This is a genomic window from uncultured Ramlibacter sp. (genome assembly GCF_936925435.1).
In the GTDB taxonomy this organism is placed as follows: Bacteria; Pseudomonadota; Gammaproteobacteria; order Burkholderiales; family Burkholderiaceae_C; genus Ramlibacter.
Window position 1 is genome coordinate 1 of sequence record NZ_CAKZHQ010000052.1, and the last position, 20,119, is coordinate 20,119.

A 20,119-nucleotide genomic window follows, 5' to 3' on the forward strand; every position below is an offset into this window, starting at 1 on the left:
CGTGATCTCTGCGACCGGCCCCTTCCACCCTGGCCCGGCCTTGATGCCGAACAGGTTGTTCGACGAGCTGCCGTCCGCGTTGCGGATGTTGCGCTGGCCCCAGCCGGTTTCGTGCGCGGCCTGCGCCGCAAGGGCTGCCCGCTCGACGGCGCCCGCGCGCTGGTGGTCGGCACCGGCGCCCCGGTGCACACCGACCGCGACCACCGCATCAAGATCCAGTTCCACTGGCAGCGCGGCGCCCGCGCCAGCCACCGCCTGCAGCACCCGGCGGGCGACAACGCGCCGGCCTCCGACGCCAGCGGCACCTGGGTGCGGGTGGCCACGCCGGTGGCCGGGCAGAACTGGGGCAGCGTCTTCACGCCCCGGATCGGGCAAGAAGTGCTGGTGGCCTTCATCGGCGGTTTGATGCCGGCGCTGCTGTTCACCGCGCACAGCAGCCTGCCGGCCAGCGCCGAGCTGCCCTTCCGCGTGATGCTCTACGGGCTGGTGGGCGTGATCGGCATCCTGGCCGGGCTGGAGATGCCTGACGCGGGGCAGGTACTCTTCAACGGCGAGGACACCACGCACACCGACGTGCGCGACCGCCAGGTCGGCGTTGCGTTCCAGCACTACGCGCTCTTCGGCCACATGACGATCTTCGAGAACGTGGCCTTCGGCCTGCGCGTGCGGCCCAAGGCCACGCGGCCTTCGGACGCCGAGATCAAGAGCAAGGTCATGGCCCTGCTGAAGCTGGTGCAGCTCGACTGGCTGGCCGACCGCTACCCGCACCAGCTCTCCGGCGGCCAGCGCCAGCGCATCGCCCTGGCCCGCGCCCTGGCTGTCGAACCCAAGGTGCTGCTGCTGGACGAGCCCTTCGGCGCACTGGACGCCAAGGTGCGCAAGGAACTGCGCCGCTGGCTGCGCCGCCTGCACGACGAACTGCACGTCACCTCCATCTTCGTCACCCACGACCAGGAAGAGGCGCTGGAAGTGGCCGACCGGGTGGTGCTGATGAACGCCGGCAAGGTGGAGCAGGTGGGCTCGCCGCAGGAGGTCTGGGACCACCCGGCCAGCCCCTTCGTCTACGGCTTCCTGGGCGACGTCAACATGTTCCACGGCCGCGCCCACGAGGGCGAGGTCCACCTCGAAGGCTTGCAGTTGCAGGCGCCCGAGCACGCCGGCGCGCAAAACGCCAAGGCCTTTGCCTATGTGCGGCCGCACGACCTGGACGTGCAGCGTTACGCCCCGGGCGCCACCGGCATCGTGGTGCAGTTGTCGCGCGCCATCGTGGTCGGCCCGATCGCCCGGCTGGAACTTATCCCGGCCGAAGACACCCAACCCTCCGACAATCCCAACAAGGACTCCATCATTGAGGCGCAGATTCCTGCGCAACAATTCAGGGATCTGGGCTTCAAGGAGGGCGAGACGCTGGTGGTGACACCACGCCGTGCCCGCGTGTTCGTGGAAGGCGCCACCTGAGCGGCGGCGCCGATCGGGGAGAAAAATTTGGTCTTGCAGTGGTTTGATACGGCGCCGCGCCGCGTGCTGGCATTGGTGTGCCTGGCTTGCGTGGGCATGCTGGCCTTTGGCCTCTACCTGCAGCATGTGGTCGGCCTGGAGCCGTGCCCGATGTGCATCGTGCAGCGCTATGCTCTCATTTTGGTAGCGGTGTTCGCAGGATTGGCGGGGGCTGCGAGGCAAAAATCCATCCATATCGGGGCCGCGGTGCTGATCCTGCTGGCCAGCGGTTTCGGCGCCTTCGTGGCGGCCCGGCAAAGCTTTCTGCAGTGGTACCCGCCCGAGATCGCGTCTTGCGGGCGCGACTTCTACGGGATGATCGAGACCTTCCCGCTCAAGCGCGCCATCCCCATGATCTTCAAGGGCAGCGGCGACTGCACCAAGATCGACTGGACCTTCCTGGGCGGCTCCATCGCCAACTGGTCCTTCCTGTGCTTTGTCTTCTTCGCTCTGGTGGCGTTGCTGCTGATCGTGCGCCAGGCGCGCCGTCGCGGCGGCGCCGCCTTCTCGCCGGCGTAAAGCCGTTCAGTGCGGCGCCGGCGTCCGCTCGCGCCGCGCTTCTTCGAGCAGGCTGTGGACCTCTTCGTCGCTGGACTGGGGGAAGGCCTGGTACCACTGGCCGACCGACTGGAAGGGCGAGGGCGTGAAAGCGCAGACCACCTCGTCGGCATCCTCGTCCAGCGCCTGGCAGCTGGCCAGTGCACCCACCGGCACGGCCGCCACCAGATGGGCGGGGTGCTGCTGGCGCAGGGCCAGCAGGGCGCAGCGCATGGTCGAGCCCGTCGCCAGGCCATCGTCGACCACGATGACGGTGCGGCCGCGGATGCCCAGGGCCGGCCGGCCGTCGCGGTACAACAGCTCGCGCCGCTCCAGCTCGGCCTGCTCGCGCGCGACGATGGCATCCACGACCTGGGCCGGCAGTTCGATGCCCGGCATGGTGTTCATCACCCGGACACCGCCGCTGGCCAGCGCGCCGATGGCGTATTCCTCATGGCCGGGAAAGCCCAGCTTGCGCACCATCAAGATGTCCAGCGGCGCCGCCAGCGCATGGGCCACCTCGAAGCCCACTGCCACGCCGCCGCGCGGCAAGGCCAGGACCAGCAGGTTGGGGCGGCCCCGGTAGTGCGCCAGCCTCCGGGCCAGCACGCGCCCGGCGTGGCGCCGGTCCTGCAGCCGGGGGGGATCGGTCGAGGGCTCGAAAATCATTGGAGCACCTCTGGCCTGTGGGCTGCGGTGCAATGCGCCTTCGCAGCGGCGGGGCGGCTCATGCCTGCTGCTCCACCGGCAGCAGGTAGGCGCTGAACCACAGGGCCGCCACCTTGGCCACCTGGTCCAGCGTGCCGGGCTCCTCGAACAGGTGGCTGGCGCCGGGCACGATCACCAGCCGGCTGGGCGCCTGCAACTGGGCGTGGGCCTGCTTGTTGACCTCCAGCACGGCGGGGTCGGCCCCGCCGACGATGAACAGGGTGGGCGCGGTGACCGCAGCCACTGCGGCGGAACCAGCCAGGTCGGGCCGGCCGCCGCGTGAGACCACGGCGGCGATGCGATCGCCCAGGCGGGCGGCGGCGATCAGGGCGGCCGCGCTGCCGGTGCTGGCGCCGAAATAGCCCAGGCAGGCGTTGTGCAGCTCGGGCTGGGACTCGGCCCAGGTGGTGGCGTCCTGCATGCGCCGGGTCATCAGGGGGATGTCGAAGCGGTGCTCGCGGGTCTGCGTGTCGACCTGGTCTTCCTGGGCGGTCAGCATGTCGAACAGCAGGGTGCCGATGCCGGCCTCCTGCAGGCGCTGGGCGACCAGGCGGTTGCGCGCGCTGTGGCGGCCGCTGCCGCCGCCATGGGCAAACAGCACCAGGGCCGCAGCCCCCGGCGGCAGCACCAGGTCGCCGTGCAGCCAGGCATCTCCCGACGGGATGCGGACTTCATGTGCTGTGCCGGAATGGGTCGGGTTGCGCATCGGTTGGCCCTCGGAAGAAGTGCCCACACTAGGCTGGGCGGGTGGGCTGCGCTGTCAGACCACATGCCTTCCTGTGTAGGAAGCACCATGGTAGGCCCTGCACCCTGTTTTACAAGAAAAAAGCAGCCAGCCCTTGTCCAGTGGACTTGAGATGCTATGAAAAAAATAGCTAATCAGGCGCTGTCAGGCGGCGCTCAGGGCCTGGCCGCGCAGCCGGCGGGCTTGAGGATGCGTTCGGTCGAGGCCGGGTGGCGCTCCAGCTTGGACGCCGGCCGGCGCGGCCGGGCCAGCAGCTCGCCGCCGCAGTTGGGGCAGATGCCGGCCAGCTTGTTTTCGGCGCAGTCACTGCAGAAGGTGCACTCGAATGTGCAGATGCGGGCCTCGCCCGAATCCGGCGGCAGGTCCTTGTCGCAACACTCGCAATTGGGGCGCAGCTGCAGCATCACGGACTCCTTTCAGAGCAGTTTTTTGACGAAGACCATGCTCTTGCGGTCCCAGTTGTATTTGCGCTTGCGCGCCTCGGGCAGCCAGTCGGGGTCGACCTGGACGAAGCCGCGCTTGAGGAACCAGTGCATGGTGCGGGTGGTGAGCACGAAGATGCTGTCCAGGCCCATGGCGCGGGCCCGCTGCTCGATGCGCTTCAAGACCTTCTCGCCGTCGCCCTGGCCCTGGACCTGGGGCGAGACGGTCAGCGCCGCCATTTCCCCAGTCTTCGCTTCGGGGTAGGGATAGAGGGCGGCGCAGGCGAAGATCACGCCGTCGTGCTCGACGATCGTGTAGTTGGCTGCGTCGCGTTCGATCTCGGTGCGGTCGCGCTTGACCAGGGTGCCGTCCTTCTCGAAGGGCTCGATCAGCTGCAGGATGCCCCCGACGTCGTCTGCCGTGGCCTCGCGCAGGCTCTCGAGCTTCTCATCGATCACCATGGTGCCGATGCCGTCGTGGACATAGACCTCCAGCAGCAGCGAGCCGTCGGTGGCAAACGGGATGATGTGGCTGCGCTCGACGCCGGCCTTGCAGGCCTTGACGCAGTGCTGCAGGTAAAAAGCCGTGTCGGTGGGCTGCTGCGCGCCGGGCAGGCTGGCCAGCAGCTGCTCGGCCGCCGCCAGCGGCAGCTCGGTGTCGATCGGGTTGTCCTCGCCCTCGGGTTGCAGCGGCTGCATGCGGATGCCGGCGATCTCGGTCAGAAAGACCAGTTTGTCGGCCTGCAGGGCAATGGCCACGCTGGTCGCCACTTCTTCCATGCTCAGGTTGAAGGCCTCGCCGGTGGGCGAGAAACCAAACGGCGAGAGCAGCACCATGGCGCCGAAGTCCAGCGTGCGCTGGATGCCGGCCACATCGACCTTGCGCACCAGGCCCGAATGCTGGAAGTCCACGCCGTCGACCACGCCGACCGGGCGGGCGGTGATGAAGTTGCCGGAGATGACGCGCACGGTCGAACCGGCCATGGGCGTGTTGGGCAGGCCCTGGCTGAAGGCCGCCTCGATCTCGTAGCGCAGCTGGCCGGCCGCTTCCTGGGCGGAATCGAGCGCCACCTCGTCGGTGATGCGCATGCCGTGCGAGTACCTGGCCGCGTGGCCCTTGGCCTTGAGCTGCTCGTTGACCTGGGGCCGGAAGCCGTGCACCAGCACGACCTTGACGCCCATGCTCTGGATCAGCGCCAGGTCCTGGGCGATGTGCTGGAGCTTGCCGGCGGCGATGGCCTCGCCGGCGATGCCCACCACGAAGGTCTTGCCCCGGTGCATGTGGATGTAGGGCGCGACCGAGCGGAACCAGGGCACGAAAGTGAAGTTGAAAACAGTGGACATCGGCGCAGGGCGGTCGGCAGGCGACTATAGGGCTGGGCAAGGGAGGAAAACTGCGGCAAAGTGTACGGTAAACATTTGTTGGGAGAGAGCCTGCGGCTTTGCAGGTATCGTCGCTGCTCATGGACACCGTGGCCGTTGCCTTCTGGGGCGCCTTTTTCGGCGTCGACGCGCTCATGCTGGCGGTCTCGCTGCTCGCCTTCGTCCGTTCGCTGCACCGGGTGGCGCTGACGGCGGCCCTGTCGGCCGTGGTCTCGGCCCTGTTCGTCGTGGCCTACCTGGGCTGGCTGCCTGTTGCCGACCGGGCCCTGGAGGTGCGGCTGGCGTCCCACCTGGCGGCCGTCAGTTCGGCCGCGCTGGGCCTGATGCTGCTGGCCATGCTGGGTGTGCTGCGGGATCGCCGCCGGACCAGACGGATCGTGCGCGGCCTGACCCTCCTCACCGTCAGCGTCATGGCCCTGGGCTGGGGCCTGTCGCCGGTCCAGTCGCTGGCCCTGAGTTCGGGCTGGGCCCTGGCCATCGGCATGGCGGCCCTGATCGCCTGCGTCCGCAGCGCGGTGCGCGGCGACCGCCTGGCCTGGGTGGCGGTCGCGGGCGTGCTGTTCCTGCTGGTGGCGGTGTCGGGCCTGAGCTGGATCGCGCTGGACGGCGAGCGCGTCTCCTGGCCGCTGCACGCGGTCAGCGCAATGGCCGGCATCGCCTACCTGGCGACCATGGCGGCCGCGCTGTGGACCCGCTACTCCTACCTGATCGAGCTGCGCGAGGTGATGGCCCACGGCCCGGCCTACGATCCGGTCACCCGCATGCGCTCGCACGCCGAGACCGGCCTGATGCTGGGCGCGGCCTTCGTGCGCGACGAGAGCGAAACCCGGCCGGTAGGCGTGATCGTGGTGTCGATCGGCAACCTCTATGCGCTGGAGAACCTGCATGGCCGCGCCGCCACCAACCATGCGCTGTTCGTCTGCGCCAGCCGCCTGCGCCGCATGGTGCCACTGTCGGTGGAGATGGGCCGGCTGGCCGAGGATGGCTTCCTGCTGCTGATCCGCAATGCCAGCGACTCCCAGGCCCTGGTGCAACTGGCTCGCCAGGTGGCCCAGCGCCTGGGCCGGCCGGTGGCCCTGAGCACCGGCAGCCATCCGGCCGCCCTGGAGGCCGGCGAGACCCAGTGGGTGGCCGACGTCGGGGTTGGCGTGCTGCAGGCGCCGCCCCAGGTGCGGCCGGCCAGCGCCGTCGCCATGGGCCGCGCCATGTCGCGCACCGCCTGGAGCTACTCCAGCCGGCTGGCCTGGTTCGACCACCAGGCCGAGCAGATCGCCGAACTGCCGGCGGCCCACCCGGGCTGAGCCCGCAACACAGCCAAGGAGAGCAAGATGATCGAATACAGCCTGGACAGCACGAACTCCATCCTCCACGTGCGCCTCCAGGGCAGCCTGGAGAAGGCCGACTTCGAGCAGCTGGCGGCCGCGGTGGACCCGCACATCACGCAAACCGGCGGCCTGGCCGGCCTGGTGATCAAGGCCCCGGCCTTTCCCGGCTGGGAGAACCTGGGCGCGCTGGCTGCCCATGTGCGCTTCGTGCGCGAGCACCACAGGCAGATCCGCCGCATCGCCGTCTCCACCGATTCGGCCCTGGGCAAGGTGGCCGAGCAGCTGGCCTCGCATTTCGTGGCGGCCGAGATCCGGCGCTTCCCGGCAGTGGACCTGGAAGCGGCCAGGCAATGGGCGATGGGCGGCGCCTGAGCCGGCAGGGGCGCCGCCCCTGATAATCACGGGCTTTGAGCGCCCGTCCTTGTCGTCCCTGAGCATCACCTTCCCTGAATCCCTGCCGGTCTCGTTGCGGCGCGATGAGATCGCCGCGGCGATGGCCGCCCACCAGGTGGTCATCGTCTGCGGCGAGACCGGCTCGGGCAAGACCACCCAGCTGCCCAAGATCGCCCTGGGCATGGGCCGCGGCAAGCTGAACTACCCGGCGGGGCAGGGCCGGCTGATCGGCCACACCCAGCCGCGCCGCATCGCCGCCAGCTCGGTGGCCAAGCGCATCGCCGAGGAGCTGAAAACGCCGTTGGGCGAGGTGGTGGGCTACAAGGTGCGTTTCCAGGACCGGCTGTCCAGGGACGCTTCCGTCAAGCTGATGACCGACGGCATCTTGCTGGCCGAGACGCAGAACGACCCGCTGCTCAAGGCCTACGACACCATCATCATCGACGAGGCCCACGAGCGCAGCCTGAACATCGACTTCCTGCTGGGCTACCTGCGCGAAATCCTGCCGCGCCGGCCCGACCTGAAGGTGGTGGTGACCTCGGCCACCATCGATGCCGATCGCTTTGCCAAACACTTTGAATCTGCGCAGGGTCCTGCGCCCATCATCTATGTCTCGGGCCGCACCTTCCCGGTGGAGCAGCGCTGGCGGCCCTTCGAGGAAAGCCGCGAGCATGACCTGAACGACGCCATCGCCGACGCGGTGGACGAGCTCTGGCAAGGCAATGCCGGTGGCGACATTCTTGTTTTCCTGCCCGGCGAGCGCGAGATCCGCGAGGCCGCCGACCACCTGCGCAAGCACCTGTCGCACAGCCCGCTGACGCGCAACGCCGAGGTCCTGCCCCTGTTTGCCCGGCTGTCGCAGGCCGAGCAGGACCGTATCTTCGACGGGCACGGCGGCCGGCGCATCGTGCTGGCCACCAACGTGGCCGAGACCTCGCTGACCGTGCCTGGCATCCGCTACGTGATCGATGCCGGCACGGCGCGCGTCAAGCGCTACAGCTTCCGCAGCAAGGTGGAACAGCTGATGGTCGAGCCGGTCAGCCAGGCAGCGGCCAACCAGCGCGCTGGCCGCTGCGGCCGCGTCGCCGACGGCATCTGCATCCGCCTGTACGACGAGAAAGACTTCAACGGCCGCCCGCGCTTCACCGACCCGGAAATCCTGCGCTCCTCGCTGGCCGGCGTGATCCTGCGCATGAAGTCGCTGCACCTGGGCGACGTGGCGCGCTTTCCCTTCCTGGAGGCGCCGTCGCCGCGGGCCATTGCCGACGGCTACCAACTGCTCAATGAGCTGGGCGCGGTGGACGACGACAACGAGTTGACGTCCATCGGCCAGGAGCTGTCGCGGCTACCGCTGGACCCGCGTGTGGGCCGCATGATCCTGGAGGCGCGCCAGCGCGGCGCGCTCGACGAGGTGCTGGTGATCGCCGCGGCCCTGTCGGTGCAGGACGTGCGAGACCGTCCCATGGAGCTGCAGGCCCAGGCCGACCAGCAGCACGCCAAGTTCGACGACGAGAAAAGCGAGTTCTCGGGCTACATCCGGCTTTGGAAGTGGATCCACGACGCGCGCGGCGGCCACGACAACGAACACAAGCTGTCCAACCGCCAGTACGAGCAACTGCTGCGGCAGAACTTCATCAACATCCGCCGGGTGCGCGAGTGGCGCGACATCCACTCGCAGCTGCACACCGTGGTGGCCGAGCACAAGTGGCGCCTGAACACCCGGCCGGCCGGCTACGAGGAACTGCACAAGTCCATGCTGGCCGGCCTGCTGGGCAACATCGGCTGGAAGATGGAAGACCCGGCGGCGCCGGGCGCGGGCCAGGGGGGCGAGTACCTGGGCGCGCGCGGCATCAAGTTCTTCCCGCACCCCGGCGCCCACCTGAAAAAGCGGCCGGGCCGCTGGATCGTGGCGGCGGAGCTGGTCGAGACCACGCGATTGTTCGGCCGTGGCATCGCCAACATCGAGCCGCAATGGATCGAGCAGGTGGCCGGCCATCTGCTCAAGAAGCAGGTGCTGGACCCGCACTGGGAAAAAAAGGCGGCCGAGGTGATGGCGCTGGAGCGTGCCACGCTCTACGGCCTGGTGGTCTACAGCGGCCGGCGCGTGGGCTTTGCCCGGGTCGATCAGCAGGGCGCGCGCGAGATCTTCATCCGCGAAGGCCTGGTGGACGGCCAGTGGGAGACCCGTCTGCCCTTCCTGGCCGCCAACCAGAAGCTGGTCAAGCAGGTCGAGGAGCTGGAGCACAAGTCGCGCCGCCAGGACGTGCTGGTGGACGACGAGCTGATCTACGCCTTCTACGACCAGCAGCTGCCGCCCGATGTCTTCAGCGGCGCCACCTTCGAGGGCTGGTACCGCGAGGAAAGCCGCAAGAACCCCAAGCTGCTGCAACTCTCGCGCGACGAGCTGATGCGCCACGAGGCGGCCGGCATCACCACCGACGCCTTCCCCAAAACACTGCGCCTGGGCGGCGTGGATTGCGCTGCAAGCTACCTGCACGAGCCCGGTGACGCGCGCGACGGCGTGACGGTGACCGTGCCCCTGTTCGTGCTCAACCAGGTCAGCGAGGACCGCGCCGAATGGCTGGTGCCCGGCATGCTCAAGGACAAGGTCCAGGGCCTGCTCAAAAGCCTGCCGCAAAAGCCGCGCTCGCGCTTTGTGCCGCTGCCCGAGTCGGCCGCGCGGCTGACCGAGGAACTGACAAAGCCCGACACCTGGGGCGGCGGTTCGCTGACCGACACGCTGCTGCGCCGGGTGCGCGACGCCACCAGCCTGGACGTCAAGCGCACCGACTTCAAGCTGGACATGCTGCCGGCCCATCTGTTCATGAATCTGCGGGTGGTCGATGAGCACGGCCGCCAGCTGGGCATGGGCCGCAACCTGGGCGCGTTGAAGGCGGATCTGGGCGCGCAGGCGCGCGGCGCCTTCCAGGCCCTGGCGGGCATGAAGCTGGAGAAAGCCGGCTCCAGCCCGGTTTCAGAAGAAAAAACGGCTGTAGCCCCCGTCCTTTCTGGAAAGCATGCTCCTGGATCAGGAGCAGCTCCGGCCGTGGTCATGGGCCAGAAGTTCACGGCCTGGGGCTTTGGCGAGCTGCCCGAGCTGATGGAGGTGCGCAAGGGCGGGGCCAGCCTGGTGGGCTTTCCGGCCCTGATCGACCTGGGCGACGCTGTCAGCATCGAGGTCTTCGACGAGCCCGAGGTGGCAGCGGCCAAACACCGGGCCGGCCTGCGCCGCCTGTTTGCCCTGCAGATCAAGGATGCGCTCAAGTACCTCGAGAAGAATATCCCCGAGCTGCAGAAGATGGCGGTGGCCTTCATGCCGCTGGGCTCGCAGGAAGAACTGCGCGCCCAGATCATCGACGTGGCGATGGACCGGGCCTTTCTGCTCGATCCGCTGCCCAGCGACGAGGCGGCTTTCAAGCGCAGGGTGGAGGAGGGGCGCGGCCGCCTGACCCTGATCGCCAACGAGGTGGCGCGGCTGGCCGGCGTCATCCTGGCTGAATACGCCACGGCAGCGCGCAAGATCAAGGACACCAGGATAGGGCCCGAGGCCACGGCCGACGCCGCCCAACAGCTGCAGCGCCTGCTGCCCAAGCGCTTCCTGGCCGCCACACCCTGGTCTGCGCTGCAGCACCTTGCCCGCTACCTCAAGGCCATCACATTGCGGCTGGACAAGCTGCGCGCCGACCCTGCGCGCGACGCCGCCAGGTTGGCCGAGCTGCGCCCGCAGGAGCAGCGCTACTGGCGCCTGGTGGCCGAGCGCAAGGGCGCGGTTGACGAGCGCATGCAGGAGTTCCGCTGGCTGCTGGAGGAGCTGCGCGTGAGCTTCTTTGCCCAGGAGCTGCGTACGCCCCAGCCGGTCAGCGTCAAGCGGCTGGACAAGGTCTGGGGCCAGTTGAACAGCTGACAATGCGGCCATGAAGCAAGTCGTCCTGCCCTGCGGCGAAAGCGTCCCGGTCCTGGGCATGGGCACCTGGAACATGGGGGACGATCCGGCGCTGCGGCAGGAGGAACTCGCCACGCTGCAACTGGGCATCGACAATGGCCTGCGCCTGATCGACACCGCCGAGATGTACGGCGAGGGCGCCTCCGAGCGCCTGGTCGGCCAGGCCATCGCCGGCCGGCGCGAGCAGGTCTTCCTGGTCAGCAAGGTCTATCCGCACAACGCCTCGCGCCAGAAGATGCGCGCCGCCTGTGGCGCCAGCCTGCAGCGCCTGGGCACCGACCGCATCGACCTGTACCTGCTGCACTGGCGCGGCAGCGTGCCGCTGGCCGAAACGGTGGAGGCCATGCAGGCGCTGCAGCGTGAGGGCTGGATCCGCCACTGGGGCGTGAGCAACCTGGACCTGGCCGACATGCACGAGCTGCAGGCCCTGCCGGGCGGGCGCGAGGCGCAGCTGGACCAGGTGCTCTACAACCTCATGCGGCGCGGCGTCGAATGGGACCTGGTGCCCTGGCTGCGTGCCCAGGGCAAGGCGGTGATGGCCTATTCGCCCGTGGAGCAGGGCCGCCTGCTGCGCGACCACCGCCTGGCCGCCCTGGCGCAGCGCCACGGCATGACGCCGGCCCAGATGGCGCTGGCCTGGGTGCTGCGCTGCGATGGCGTGGTGGCGATTCCCAAGACGGCGTCGCGCGCGCGCCTGCAGGACAACCTGGGCGCGCTGCAACGGGACCTGGACGCGCAGGCTCTGGCGGCCCTGGACCGGCTGTTCCCGCCGCCCACCGGCCCCGCGCCGCTGGAGATGCTCTAGTTGCCGGGTGAGGCGTCCAGGCCCAGGTGCTGGGCGACGACACGCCACAGCTGCTGCGGATCGACCGGCTTGCTGATGTAGTCGTTCATGCCAGCGTCCAGGCAGCGCTGGCGGTCCTGCTGCATGGCGTTGGCCGTCATGGCGATGATGGGCACGGCGCCGTGGCGATCGAGCTTGCGGATCGCCGCCGTCGCCTCCATGCCGTCCATCTCGGGCATCTGCATGTCCATCAGCACGATGTCGTAGGGCCGCGCACGCACCATTTCCACGGCGATACGGCCGTTGTCCGCGATCTCGACGTCGCAGCCCGCCTCGCGCAGGATCTCGCTGGCGACGATCTGGTTGATGTCGTTGTCTTCCACCAGCAGGATGCGCGCGTTGCGCAGGGCCGGCGCGGCTGCCCCTGCGCTGTCCATCGGCGCGGCAAGCGCCGGCTGCGCCGCGACGCCCAGGCCCAGTCGCGCAGTGAACCAGAAGGTGCTGCCCTGGCCGGGCGCGCTGTCGACGCCGACCTCGCCGCCCATCAGCGTGGCCAGCTCCCTGGAGATGGCCAGCCCCAGGCCGGTGCCGCCGTACTTGCGGGTGGTCGAGGAATCGGCCTGGTGGAAGCTCTCGAACAGCCGGCGCTTCTGGTCTTGCGCCATGCCGATGCCGGTGTCGTGCACCGAGAAGCGCACCAGCACCTGGCTGGGCAGGCGCTGCTCGATTTCCACGCAGATGAGGATGCCGCCGCGCTCGGTGAACTTGACTGCATTGCCGGCGTAGTTGATCAGGATCTGCCCCAGCCGCAGGCTGTCGCCCACCAGATGGCGCGGTACGTCGGGTGCGATGGAGCAGGCCAGGTCCAGGCCCTTGGCCTGGCAGCGCTCGGCCAGCAGGCCTGTGGCCATGTCCATCAGGGCCTGCAGCTCGAAGTCGGCCTGCTCGATCTCGAGCTTGCCGGCCTCGACCTTGGAGAAGTCCAGGATCTGGTTGATGATGCGCATCAGGTGCTGGCCCGACAGCTCCACCTTGTGCATGAACGCGCGCTGGCGCGTGTCCAGCCCGGTCTTGAGCACCAGGTGCGACAGGCCCAGGATGGCGTTCATCGGCGTGCGGATCTCGTGGCTCATGTTGGCCAGGAAGTCCGACTTCATGCGCGTGGCTTCCTCGGCCAGTTCCTTGGCCTGGCGGATCGCATCCTCGGCCTTCTTGCGCTCGGTGATGTCGCGGGCGATGCCCACCAGGCCGATCAGCCGGCCCTCGTTGTCCCAGAACGGCGTCTTGCGGATTTCCATCCAGGCGCGGCTGCCGTCGGCCATGGTCAGCCACTCTTCCAGGAACAGCGGCTGCAGCGTGCGCACCATCTCGCGGTCGCGCGCGCGCACAAGGGCGGCGCGCTCGTCCTGGTGCAGGTCTGCATCGGTGCGACCGATGATTTGCGCCATGGGCTTGCCGTGCAGTTTCTCGAAGGCAGTGTTGCCGCCCAGGTAGTGGCCGTCCGGGTCCTTGTAGGAAATCAGGTCGGGGAAGGAGTCGATCAGCGCGCGCAGGATGGCCTGCTGCTGGCTTTTTTCCCGCGCCGCCCGGCGCGTGGCAGCGGCCTCATTGGAGGTGGCTGCGTCCAGCGCCGACTTCATGGCGCGCCGGCGGCGCTGCTCGCGCAGCAGCAGCAGGCCGGACTTGCGGATCAGCCGCAGCGGCAGCACCCGCACGAAGGAGAACAGCACTGCGGCGATCACTGCGCACAGGAAGGCCAGGAAGACGGTCTGTTCCACCAGGGCGCGCAGCGAACGGCTGATGACCAGGGTGTCGGCCTTGCCGGTGCTGCCGTCGATCGCGACGCTGGTGTGCAGCAGCGGGCTGAGGAGCTCCGCGGCGTGCTCGGCCACCATCCGGCCTTCCTTGAGCAGCACACGGCTTTCGGCTCCGCCCAGTTCCGGGCGCCGCGACAGCAGATAGCCCAGACGCGCCGATTCGGACTTCCAGGAGGCCGGATCGGCGTCGATCACGCTGCTGATCCAGGCTGAATGGATCTGCGCCTCGGTGCGGATCTCGGCGGCCTGGATCTTGTAGTGGACCGTGAAGTAGCCCGCAGGCAGGCCGACCGCGACAATGAAGGCGATCAGGCCAGCGATGGCTGTGAAGATGCGTTCCATGGCGAGTGAGGTCGAATGGACACACTCTAGGGTTGGCGCCGCCGCCCGGCCTAAGTGAATTGCTTAGGCTGCCGGGTCCGTATGATCGCCTGATGCCGTTCGACTTCGCCCTCGTCCTTGTGCTGGGCCTGGTGGCCGGCACGCTCGGCGGCATCGTCGGCTTCGGCACTTCCATCATGCTGATGCCGGCCCTGGTGCTGGTGTTCGGCCCGCGCGAGGCCGTGCCCATCATGGCCATCGCCTCCATCATGGCCAATGCGTCCCGGGTGGTCGCCTGGTGGCGCGAGGTCGACTGGAAGGCGGTCGCTGCCTACAGCGTCACTGGCGCACCGGCTGCTGCGCTGGGCGCAGCCACCTTGCTGGCGCTGCCCTCGCGTGCGGTGGAAGCGGCGCTGGGGGTGTTCTTCATCGTCATGATCCCGGTGCGCCGCTGGATGGCGCGCCAGCAATGGCGGCTGTCGCTGGGCCATATGGCGCTGCTGGGCGCGGTCATTGGCTTCCTGACCGGCATCGTGGTGAGCACCGGCCCGATCAACGCGCCGTTCTTCCTGGCCTATGGACTGGTCAAGGGCGCTTACCTGGGCACGGAGGCGCTGGGCTCGCTGGCGGTCTACCTGGCCAAGGCCGTGGCGTTCCGCAGCCTGGGCGCGCTGCCGCTGGACGCGGTGGGCAAGGGTCTGGTCATCGGCAGCTCGCTGGTCGCTGGCGCCTTCATCGCCAAGCGCTACGTGCGCCAACTCGACCCGCAGCGCTTTCGCCTGCTGATGGACGGCCTGCTGGGCGTGGCCGGCGCGACCATGCTGTGGGCCGCCTTGTTCAAGGCATGAACCTCTCCTGGCCCCCGTCCAATGGACCCGGTTTGCTCCTGAAACAATAGCGAGCCGGGCTTGGGTCGACGCATCGGCGCGCTGCTTGACCTGGATCAAGCCGCGACGCGGGCCATGCTGCATCATGCTGTGCATGGACAACAGCACGCCGGCCACCGAACTGTGCACCGAGGAGGATGTGTCGCACCTGGTGCACGGCTTCTATGCAAGGGTGCGCGCGGACGAAGTGCTCGGTCCCATCTTCGACGCGCGCATCGGCGATTGGGACGGCCATCTGGCCAAGCTGGTGGACTTCTGGTCCTCGATCTTGCGCCGCACCGGCCGTTTCAGCGGCGCTCCCATGCCCAGGCATGCCGCCTTGCCCGGCTTGACGGCCGAACTTTTCCAGCGCTGGCTGCGGTTGTTCCACGAGGTCGCCGCCGTCCAGCCCAACCAGGCGATGGCTGGCCAGGCCTGTGCGGCCGCCGGGCGCATCGCGCAGAGCCTGTGGCTGGGCTACCAGATGCAGCGCGACCCGGACGCGCTGCCGGCGGCCTTGTCCGATGTCTGAGCTGCTGCGGACCACGCAGCCGGCTGCAACGAAACCGGCGCCGCCGCAGTGGGGCGCCTTTCTCGAGCTGGGTTTCCGGCCTTTGTACCTGGCGGGCTGCTTCTGGGCTGCCGTCTCGGTGGCGTTGTGGGTGTTCGCGCCTGCCTTGCTGGCCGGCCGGCTCGCCGGCGTGGCCTGGCACGTCCACGAGATGCTCTGGGGTTTTATTGCCACCATCGCGGTGGGATTCCTCCTGACGGCAGGCAGCAACTGGACCGGGATCAACCCGCTCAAGGGCCGGGCGCTGGGCGGACTGGTGCTGCTGTGGATGCTGGCGCGGGCGGGCTACCTCGTGCCCGGCGCCCAGGCCTTTGGTGTGGCCACAGCCTGCGAACTGGCGTTTTTCGCCTGGGCCGGCGCGGCGCTGGGCAACGCCGTCTGGCGCTCGCGCAGCCAGCGTAACTACGGGGTGCCGCTGGCCCTTCTGGCGCTGGGCTCGGCCGATGGCCTGTTCCTGCTGGCCGCATGGCGCGGCGACCATTCCCTGCTGATGCAGGGCTTCAACGCCGGGCTGCTGTGCATGGCGGGCATCGCGCTGCTGGTGGCGCGCCGGGTCATTCCGTTTTTCGCGATGCGCGCGGTCGCAGGTCTGCAAATCCCGCAGCACACGCGCAGTGGCCAGTGGCAGCTGGCGGCGCTGGGCGCGGCCATCGGCCTGGGCCTGCTGGGCTGGGGCCAGGCGGCGGCCCTGTCGCTGGCGGCGGCCGGCGCGATCGCGCTGGTCCAGGTGCTGGCCTGGAAGCCCTGGGCCGTGCGCCGCGTGCCCTTGCTCTGGATTCTGTACATCGGCCATGCCGGGCTGGGCATCGGCCTGCTGGTGGCGGGCGCGCATGCGGCAGCTTGGGTGCAACGCGCGGCATGGCCCGCCCATGTGGTGGGCGTCGCCGGTTTTTCTGTCCTGGTCATGGGGATGGTGACGCGCACCGCGCTGGGCCACCTGGGCCAGCCCTTGCGCGCCGACAGGCTGATCGTCTGCTGCTATGGCCTGGTGATCGCCGCTGCTGCGCTGCGCCTGCTGGCCCTGGCGCCATTCGTCACGACGCCCGCAGTCTTGCATGCCTCGGCCACGGCCTGGGTGCTGGCGTTCGCGCTGTACCTGTGGCGTTTCGTGCCAATGATGCTGCGTCCGCGGCTGGACGCCGCGGCCTTGCCGCCGGCAACCCTGGGGTTGCCGGCGCGGGGACGGGCGCTCTAGATGCGGCCCATGAGGAGCAGCACCAGCAGCACCACCAGCACCAGGCCGAGGCCGCCGCTGGGACCGTAGCCCCAGCTGCGGCTGTGGCCCCAGGTGGGAAGGGCGCCGACGAGCAGCAGGATCACGACGATCAGAAGGAGCAGGGATAGGGACATGGAGTTCTCCGGTGTTGAATGCAGCCATGTTGGCATTCGCAGCGGGGCAAGCTCGACAGGGTTTGCCGCGCCTTGCGGTCAGGCCCTTCCTACGCCCGCAAGGCCGCAGGCCTCGGTGACCATCGGCACAAACGGTACTTTGTTCTTCGGTACAAACCGCGGTGACAAGGGGCCTGGCCGCTGGTTAGCTTGGGGCTTCGCTTCGGGAGCAGTGCCCATGGACAGGCGCGGTTTCATCGGATCCTGCACGGCAGGCGCGGCCTGCGCGTCGGCGGCGTCCTGGCCGGCGCTCGCCGCCGACGCGCGGCCCAAGGCCTATGCACGTGCGCTGCTGGTCGACGAGCAGGGGGACCCGGTCAGGGCTTCGCGCCTGCAGGTGGCGACCAACTATGTCTTTCACTATCCCTTCGAGGCCACGCCGGTGTTCCTGCTCGACCTGGGCAAGCCGGCTGCGCCCCAGACCCTGAGCACGCAGAACCGCGATGCCTATGCCTGGCCCGGCGGCGTCGGAGCGCTGCGCAGCATCGTGGCCTTCAGCGCCATCTGCGCCCACCAGCTGGTCTACCCGACCCGTGACGTCAGCTTCATCAGCTTTCGCAAGACAAGGGCCCAGCGCGGCGTGCAGGACCAGCTGATTCACTGCTGCGCCGAGCACAGCCAGTACGACCCGGCGCGCGGCGCCCAGGTGCTGGCGGGGCCGGCGCCGCAACCACTGTGCGCGGTGCTGCTGGCCCATGACGCCCGTGCCGATAGCTTGACGGCCTACGCCACGCTGGGCGGCGAGCTGTTCGACGCCTTCTTTCGCAAGTACGAGATGAAACTGAGCCTGGACGTCGGGCCCAGGGCCAGGAGCGCGGTCAGCGGCCAGGCCGTGGTGCGTGAGCTGAGCCGGTTCTGTCGCAACCCGGTGCAGTGCTGAGGCCGCCGGCGCTCAGAGCCTGGCCAGCCGGTCCAGCGCCAGCTGCAGGGTCTCGTCCTTCTTGGCGAAGCAAAAGCGCACCACCCGCTGGTCGAAGCCATTGCCGTAGAAGGCCGACAGCGGGATGGCGGCGACGCCGATCTCTGTGGTGAGCCATTTGCAGAAGTCTTCTTCCGGCAGGTCGCTGACGCCGGAGATGTCCACGCACTGGAAGTAGCTGCCCTGCGTGCCCAGAACCTTGAACTTGGTGCGCGCCGCCAGACCCTCGCGGAACAGGTCGCGCTTGCGCTGGTAGAAGGCCGGCAGCTCCAGATAGGGCTGGGCGTCGGCCATGTAGCTGGCCAGGCCGTACTGCACCGGTGTGTTGACCGTGAAGACGTTGAACTGGTGGACCTTGCGGAATTCAGCGGACAGCGGGGCCGGCGCCGCCACATAGCCGACCTTCCAGCCGGTGACGTGGTAGGTCTTGCCGAAGCTCGAGACGATGAAGGCGCGCGCCGCCAGGCCGGGAAAGCGCGCCGCGCTCTGGTGCTGCTGGCCGTCGAACACCATGTGCTCGTAGACCTCGTCGCTGATCAGCAGGATCTCGGTGGGCGCCAGCAGGTCCTGCAGCTGCAACATCTCTTCGCGCGACCAGACGGTGGCGCTGGGGTTGTGCGGGCTGTTGACCAGGATCGCGCGGGTCTTCGGGGTAATGGCGGCGGCTATTCTTGCGAAGTCGGGACGGAATGTGCCGGGCGTCAGCGGCACGCGCACGACGGTGCCGCCGGCCAGCTCGATGTTGGGCACGTAGCTGTCGTAGCAGGGCTCGAGCACGATGACCTCGTCGCCGGGCCGCACCACGGCCAGGATGGCGGTGATGATGGCCTGGGTGGCGCCGGCGGTGATGGTGATCTCGGTCGCAGCGTCGTATCTGTGGCCGTACATGCTGGCGATCTTGGCGACCACCGCCTCGCGCAGCACCGGCACGCCGGTCATGGGCGGGTACTGGTTCAGGCCCTGGGTCATCGCGTCGGTGACGGCTTCGACCAGCTTGGGGTCGCAGTTGAAGTCCGGAAAGCCCTGGCCGAGGTTGACCGCGCCTTTTTCGGCGGCCAGGCCGGACATGACGGTGAAGATGGTGGTGCCGACGGCCGGCAGCTTGGTTTCGATGTGGGGAGTGCGGACGAGGGTTTCAGAGCTCATAGTCGTTCACGTGGCCGGTCATTGCTTTGGCGATCAGGTTGCGGTCGAGCCTGTCAGACAGCAGCTCGGCGAACTTGTAGACGAAGTTTCGCAGATAGGCGCTGCGCTTGAAGGCCACGCGGGCGATGTTCTGGCCGAACAGGCTGCCCAGGGGGCGCACAGCCAGGTCGGCGTTGCTGCCGTCGTCGCGCACCGCCATCTCGGCCACGATGCCGATGCCCAGGCCCAGGCGCACATAGGTCTTGATCACGTCCGAGTCGATGGCTTCGAGCGCGATGCGCGGTGTCAGCTTGCGCGCGGCGAAGGCATTGTCGACCCGCGTGCGGCCGGTGAAGGACGGGTGGTAGGTGATGATGGGTTCGGCCGCCAGGTCTTCCAGCGAGATGCGCTCTTTCTTGGCCAGTGGATGGTCCACCGGCATCACCAGCACGTGCTGCCACTCATAGCAGGGCAGGGTGACCAGCTCGGTGTAGTCCGACAGCGATTCGGTGGCGATGCCGATCTCGGCCACTTCGTCGATCACCATGCGCGCCACCTGGTCGGGTGAGCCCTGGTGCAGGCTGACGTTGACCTTGGGATAGGCCTCGCGCAGCTTGGCCACCGGCACCGGCAGCACGTAACGCGCCTGGGTATGGGTGGTGGCGATCGACAGGGTGCCGCTGTCCTGGGCGCTGAACTGCTCGCCGATGCGCTTGAGGTTGCCCACCTCGCGCATGATCAGCTCGATGCTGCTCAGGACATGCTGACCGGGTTCGGTGACGCGCTTGAGGCGCTTGCCGTGGCGGGCGAAGATTTCCACGCCCAGTTCCTCTTCCAGCTCGATGATGGCCTTGGAGACCCCCGGCTGTGAGGTGTGCAGCGCTTTGGCGGCCTCGGTCAGGTTGAGACCGCGGCGGACTGCTTCCTGGACGAAGCGGAATTGGTGAAGATTCATACGAATTTCTTCTAAGAGAGAAATTCATTATGGCCGAAACCATCTATCGAATCTACTCCATTGCAATGTCGGCCAGCAGATCCAGCACCCTCGTGTCCTCTCCCACGGCCGTCTGTAGCCGGAAGGCAACGCCGGGGTGCTCATGGCGCAGAGCATGGACCAGGGCCGGCAGGTCTTCCCGGGCGTGGCGGCCTGTGCCCAGGAACATGGGCACGATGGTGATGATGCGGGCGCCGGCGGCCAGCAGTTGGTCCGCCGCCGTGCGCAGGTCGGGCTGGTCCAGCTCCAGATAGGCACAGCGCACCGGCAGCTGCGGCTGGCGGCTGGCCAGCCGGGCGGCCACGGCCTCCATGGGCTGGCGCCAGAGGGGATCACGCGAGCCGTGACCGAACAGGATGATGGCTTTGCGCCCGGGCATG

At 68.5% G+C, this 20,119-nt stretch carries 19 protein-coding genes and 1 pseudogene; 10 read left to right on the top strand and 10 right to left on the bottom strand.

The features are described from left to right. Positions 1-123: pseudogene (locus Q0632_RS21640) on the bottom strand (flagellar assembly peptidoglycan hydrolase FlgJ); the annotation flags it as partial. Positions 124-183: 60 nt separating this feature from the next. Here Q0632_RS21640 and Q0632_RS21645 point away from each other — a divergent pair. Together Q0632_RS21645 and Q0632_RS21650 are read left to right on the top strand one after the other, a co-directional pair. Beyond that, complete coding sequence (locus Q0632_RS21645; RefSeq protein ID WP_298934188.1) at positions 184-1,458, top strand: TOBE-like domain-containing protein; 1,275 nt, start codon at positions 184-186, stop codon at positions 1,456-1,458. Between the two features lie 27 nt (positions 1,459-1,485). Beyond that, positions 1,486-2,016, top strand: coding sequence for a disulfide bond formation protein B (locus tag Q0632_RS21650; protein ID WP_298934190.1), 531 nt, complete (start codon positions 1,486-1,488; stop codon positions 2,014-2,016). Between the two features lie 6 nt (positions 2,017-2,022). On the opposite strand, the gene Q0632_RS21655 is transcribed toward Q0632_RS21650, so the two are convergent. The 4 genes from Q0632_RS21655 to argA form a co-directional block, all read right to left on the bottom strand. After that, entirely contained in the window at positions 2,023-2,703 is a 681-nt protein-coding gene (locus Q0632_RS21655) for a phosphoribosyltransferase (protein WP_298934192.1), read from the bottom strand. Between the two features lie 58 nt (positions 2,704-2,761). Continuing rightward, positions 2,762-3,448, bottom strand: a complete 687-nt coding sequence (locus Q0632_RS21660; protein WP_298934194.1) for an alpha/beta family hydrolase — start codon at positions 3,446-3,448, stop codon at positions 2,762-2,764. A gap of 194 nt (positions 3,449-3,642) precedes the next feature. Further along, the gene (locus tag Q0632_RS21665) at positions 3,643-3,891 is read right to left on the bottom strand and encodes a DUF1272 domain-containing protein (protein ID WP_298934196.1); all 249 of its coding nucleotides are present in this window, start codon (positions 3,889-3,891) and stop codon (positions 3,643-3,645) included. Between the two features lie 12 nt (positions 3,892-3,903). After that, the gene (gene argA / locus Q0632_RS21670; RefSeq protein ID WP_298934198.1) at positions 3,904-5,253 is read right to left on the bottom strand and encodes an amino-acid N-acetyltransferase; all 1,350 of its coding nucleotides are present in this window, start codon (positions 5,251-5,253) and stop codon (positions 3,904-3,906) included. 119 nt (positions 5,254-5,372) lie between these two features. Here argA and Q0632_RS21675 point away from each other — a divergent pair, with 119 nt between their 5' ends. The 4 genes from Q0632_RS21675 to Q0632_RS21690 are packed head-to-tail and all read left to right on the top strand — an operon-like array spanning position 5,373 to position 11,758. Then, on the top strand, positions 5,373-6,593 hold the full coding sequence (locus tag Q0632_RS21675) for a diguanylate cyclase (protein ID WP_298934200.1): 1,221 nt from the start codon (positions 5,373-5,375) through the stop codon (positions 6,591-6,593). A gap of 27 nt (positions 6,594-6,620) precedes the next feature. Then, on the top strand, positions 6,621-6,989 hold the full coding sequence (locus Q0632_RS21680) for an STAS/SEC14 domain-containing protein (protein ID WP_298934202.1): 369 nt from the start codon (positions 6,621-6,623) through the stop codon (positions 6,987-6,989). Between the two features lie 58 nt (positions 6,990-7,047). Further along, positions 7,048-10,914, top strand: coding sequence for an ATP-dependent RNA helicase HrpA (hrpA, locus tag Q0632_RS21685; protein ID WP_298934237.1), 3,867 nt, complete (start codon positions 7,048-7,050; stop codon positions 10,912-10,914). Positions 10,915-10,924: 10 nt separating this feature from the next. Further along, the gene (locus Q0632_RS21690; RefSeq protein WP_298934204.1) at positions 10,925-11,758 is read left to right on the top strand and encodes an aldo/keto reductase; all 834 of its coding nucleotides are present in this window, start codon (positions 10,925-10,927) and stop codon (positions 11,756-11,758) included. Here Q0632_RS21690 and Q0632_RS21695 read toward each other — a convergent pair. Next, complete coding sequence (locus Q0632_RS21695; protein ID WP_298934206.1) at positions 11,755-13,896, bottom strand: response regulator; 2,142 nt, start codon at positions 13,894-13,896, stop codon at positions 11,755-11,757. The two genes, Q0632_RS21690 and Q0632_RS21695, sit on opposite strands and share 4 nt — an antisense overlap. 92 nt (positions 13,897-13,988) lie before the next feature. On the opposite strand from Q0632_RS21695, the gene Q0632_RS21700 reads away from it, so the two are divergent. From Q0632_RS21700 to Q0632_RS21710, 3 genes are all read left to right on the top strand, one after another. After that, complete coding sequence (locus Q0632_RS21700; RefSeq protein ID WP_298934208.1) at positions 13,989-14,723, top strand: sulfite exporter TauE/SafE family protein; 735 nt, start codon at positions 13,989-13,991, stop codon at positions 14,721-14,723. A gap of 133 nt (positions 14,724-14,856) precedes the next feature. Beyond that, the gene (locus Q0632_RS21705; RefSeq protein WP_298934210.1) at positions 14,857-15,273 is read left to right on the top strand and encodes a group III truncated hemoglobin; all 417 of its coding nucleotides are present in this window, start codon (positions 14,857-14,859) and stop codon (positions 15,271-15,273) included. Continuing rightward, complete coding sequence (locus Q0632_RS21710; protein WP_298934212.1) at positions 15,266-16,507, top strand: NnrS family protein; 1,242 nt, start codon at positions 15,266-15,268, stop codon at positions 16,505-16,507. Before Q0632_RS21705 ends, Q0632_RS21710 begins: the two co-directional genes overlap by 8 nt. On the opposite strand, the gene Q0632_RS21715 is transcribed toward Q0632_RS21710, so the two are convergent. Next, positions 16,504-16,662, bottom strand: coding sequence for a DUF3309 family protein (locus Q0632_RS21715; RefSeq protein ID WP_298934214.1), 159 nt, complete (start codon positions 16,660-16,662; stop codon positions 16,504-16,506). The genes Q0632_RS21710 and Q0632_RS21715 overlap by 4 nt on opposite strands. 217 nt (positions 16,663-16,879) lie before the next feature. On the opposite strand from Q0632_RS21715, the gene Q0632_RS21720 reads away from it, so the two are divergent. Further along, entirely contained in the window at positions 16,880-17,581 is a 702-nt protein-coding gene (locus tag Q0632_RS21720) for a (2Fe-2S)-binding protein (protein ID WP_298934216.1), read from the top strand. 12 nt (positions 17,582-17,593) lie between these two features. Here Q0632_RS21720 and Q0632_RS21725 read toward each other — a convergent pair whose 3' ends face one another. The 3 genes from Q0632_RS21725 to Q0632_RS21735 are packed head-to-tail and all read right to left on the bottom strand — an operon-like array spanning position 17,594 to position 20,118. Next, positions 17,594-18,766 carry a pyridoxal phosphate-dependent aminotransferase gene (locus Q0632_RS21725; protein ID WP_298934217.1) on the bottom strand — a complete coding sequence of 391 codons (1,173 nt, stop codon included), beginning with the start codon at positions 18,764-18,766 and terminating at the stop codon, positions 17,594-17,596. Beyond that, positions 18,756-19,700 (bottom strand): CysB family HTH-type transcriptional regulator, encoded by a 945-nt coding sequence (locus tag Q0632_RS21730; protein WP_298934219.1) that lies wholly within the window; start codon positions 19,698-19,700, stop codon positions 18,756-18,758. The genes Q0632_RS21725 and Q0632_RS21730 overlap by 11 nt, the downstream gene beginning before the upstream one ends. Positions 19,701-19,752: 52 nt before the next feature. Next, on the bottom strand, positions 19,753-20,118 hold the full coding sequence (locus Q0632_RS21735) for a CbiX/SirB N-terminal domain-containing protein (RefSeq protein ID WP_298934221.1): 366 nt from the start codon (positions 20,116-20,118) through the stop codon (positions 19,753-19,755). Between the last annotated feature and the right edge of the window lies 1 nt (position 20,119).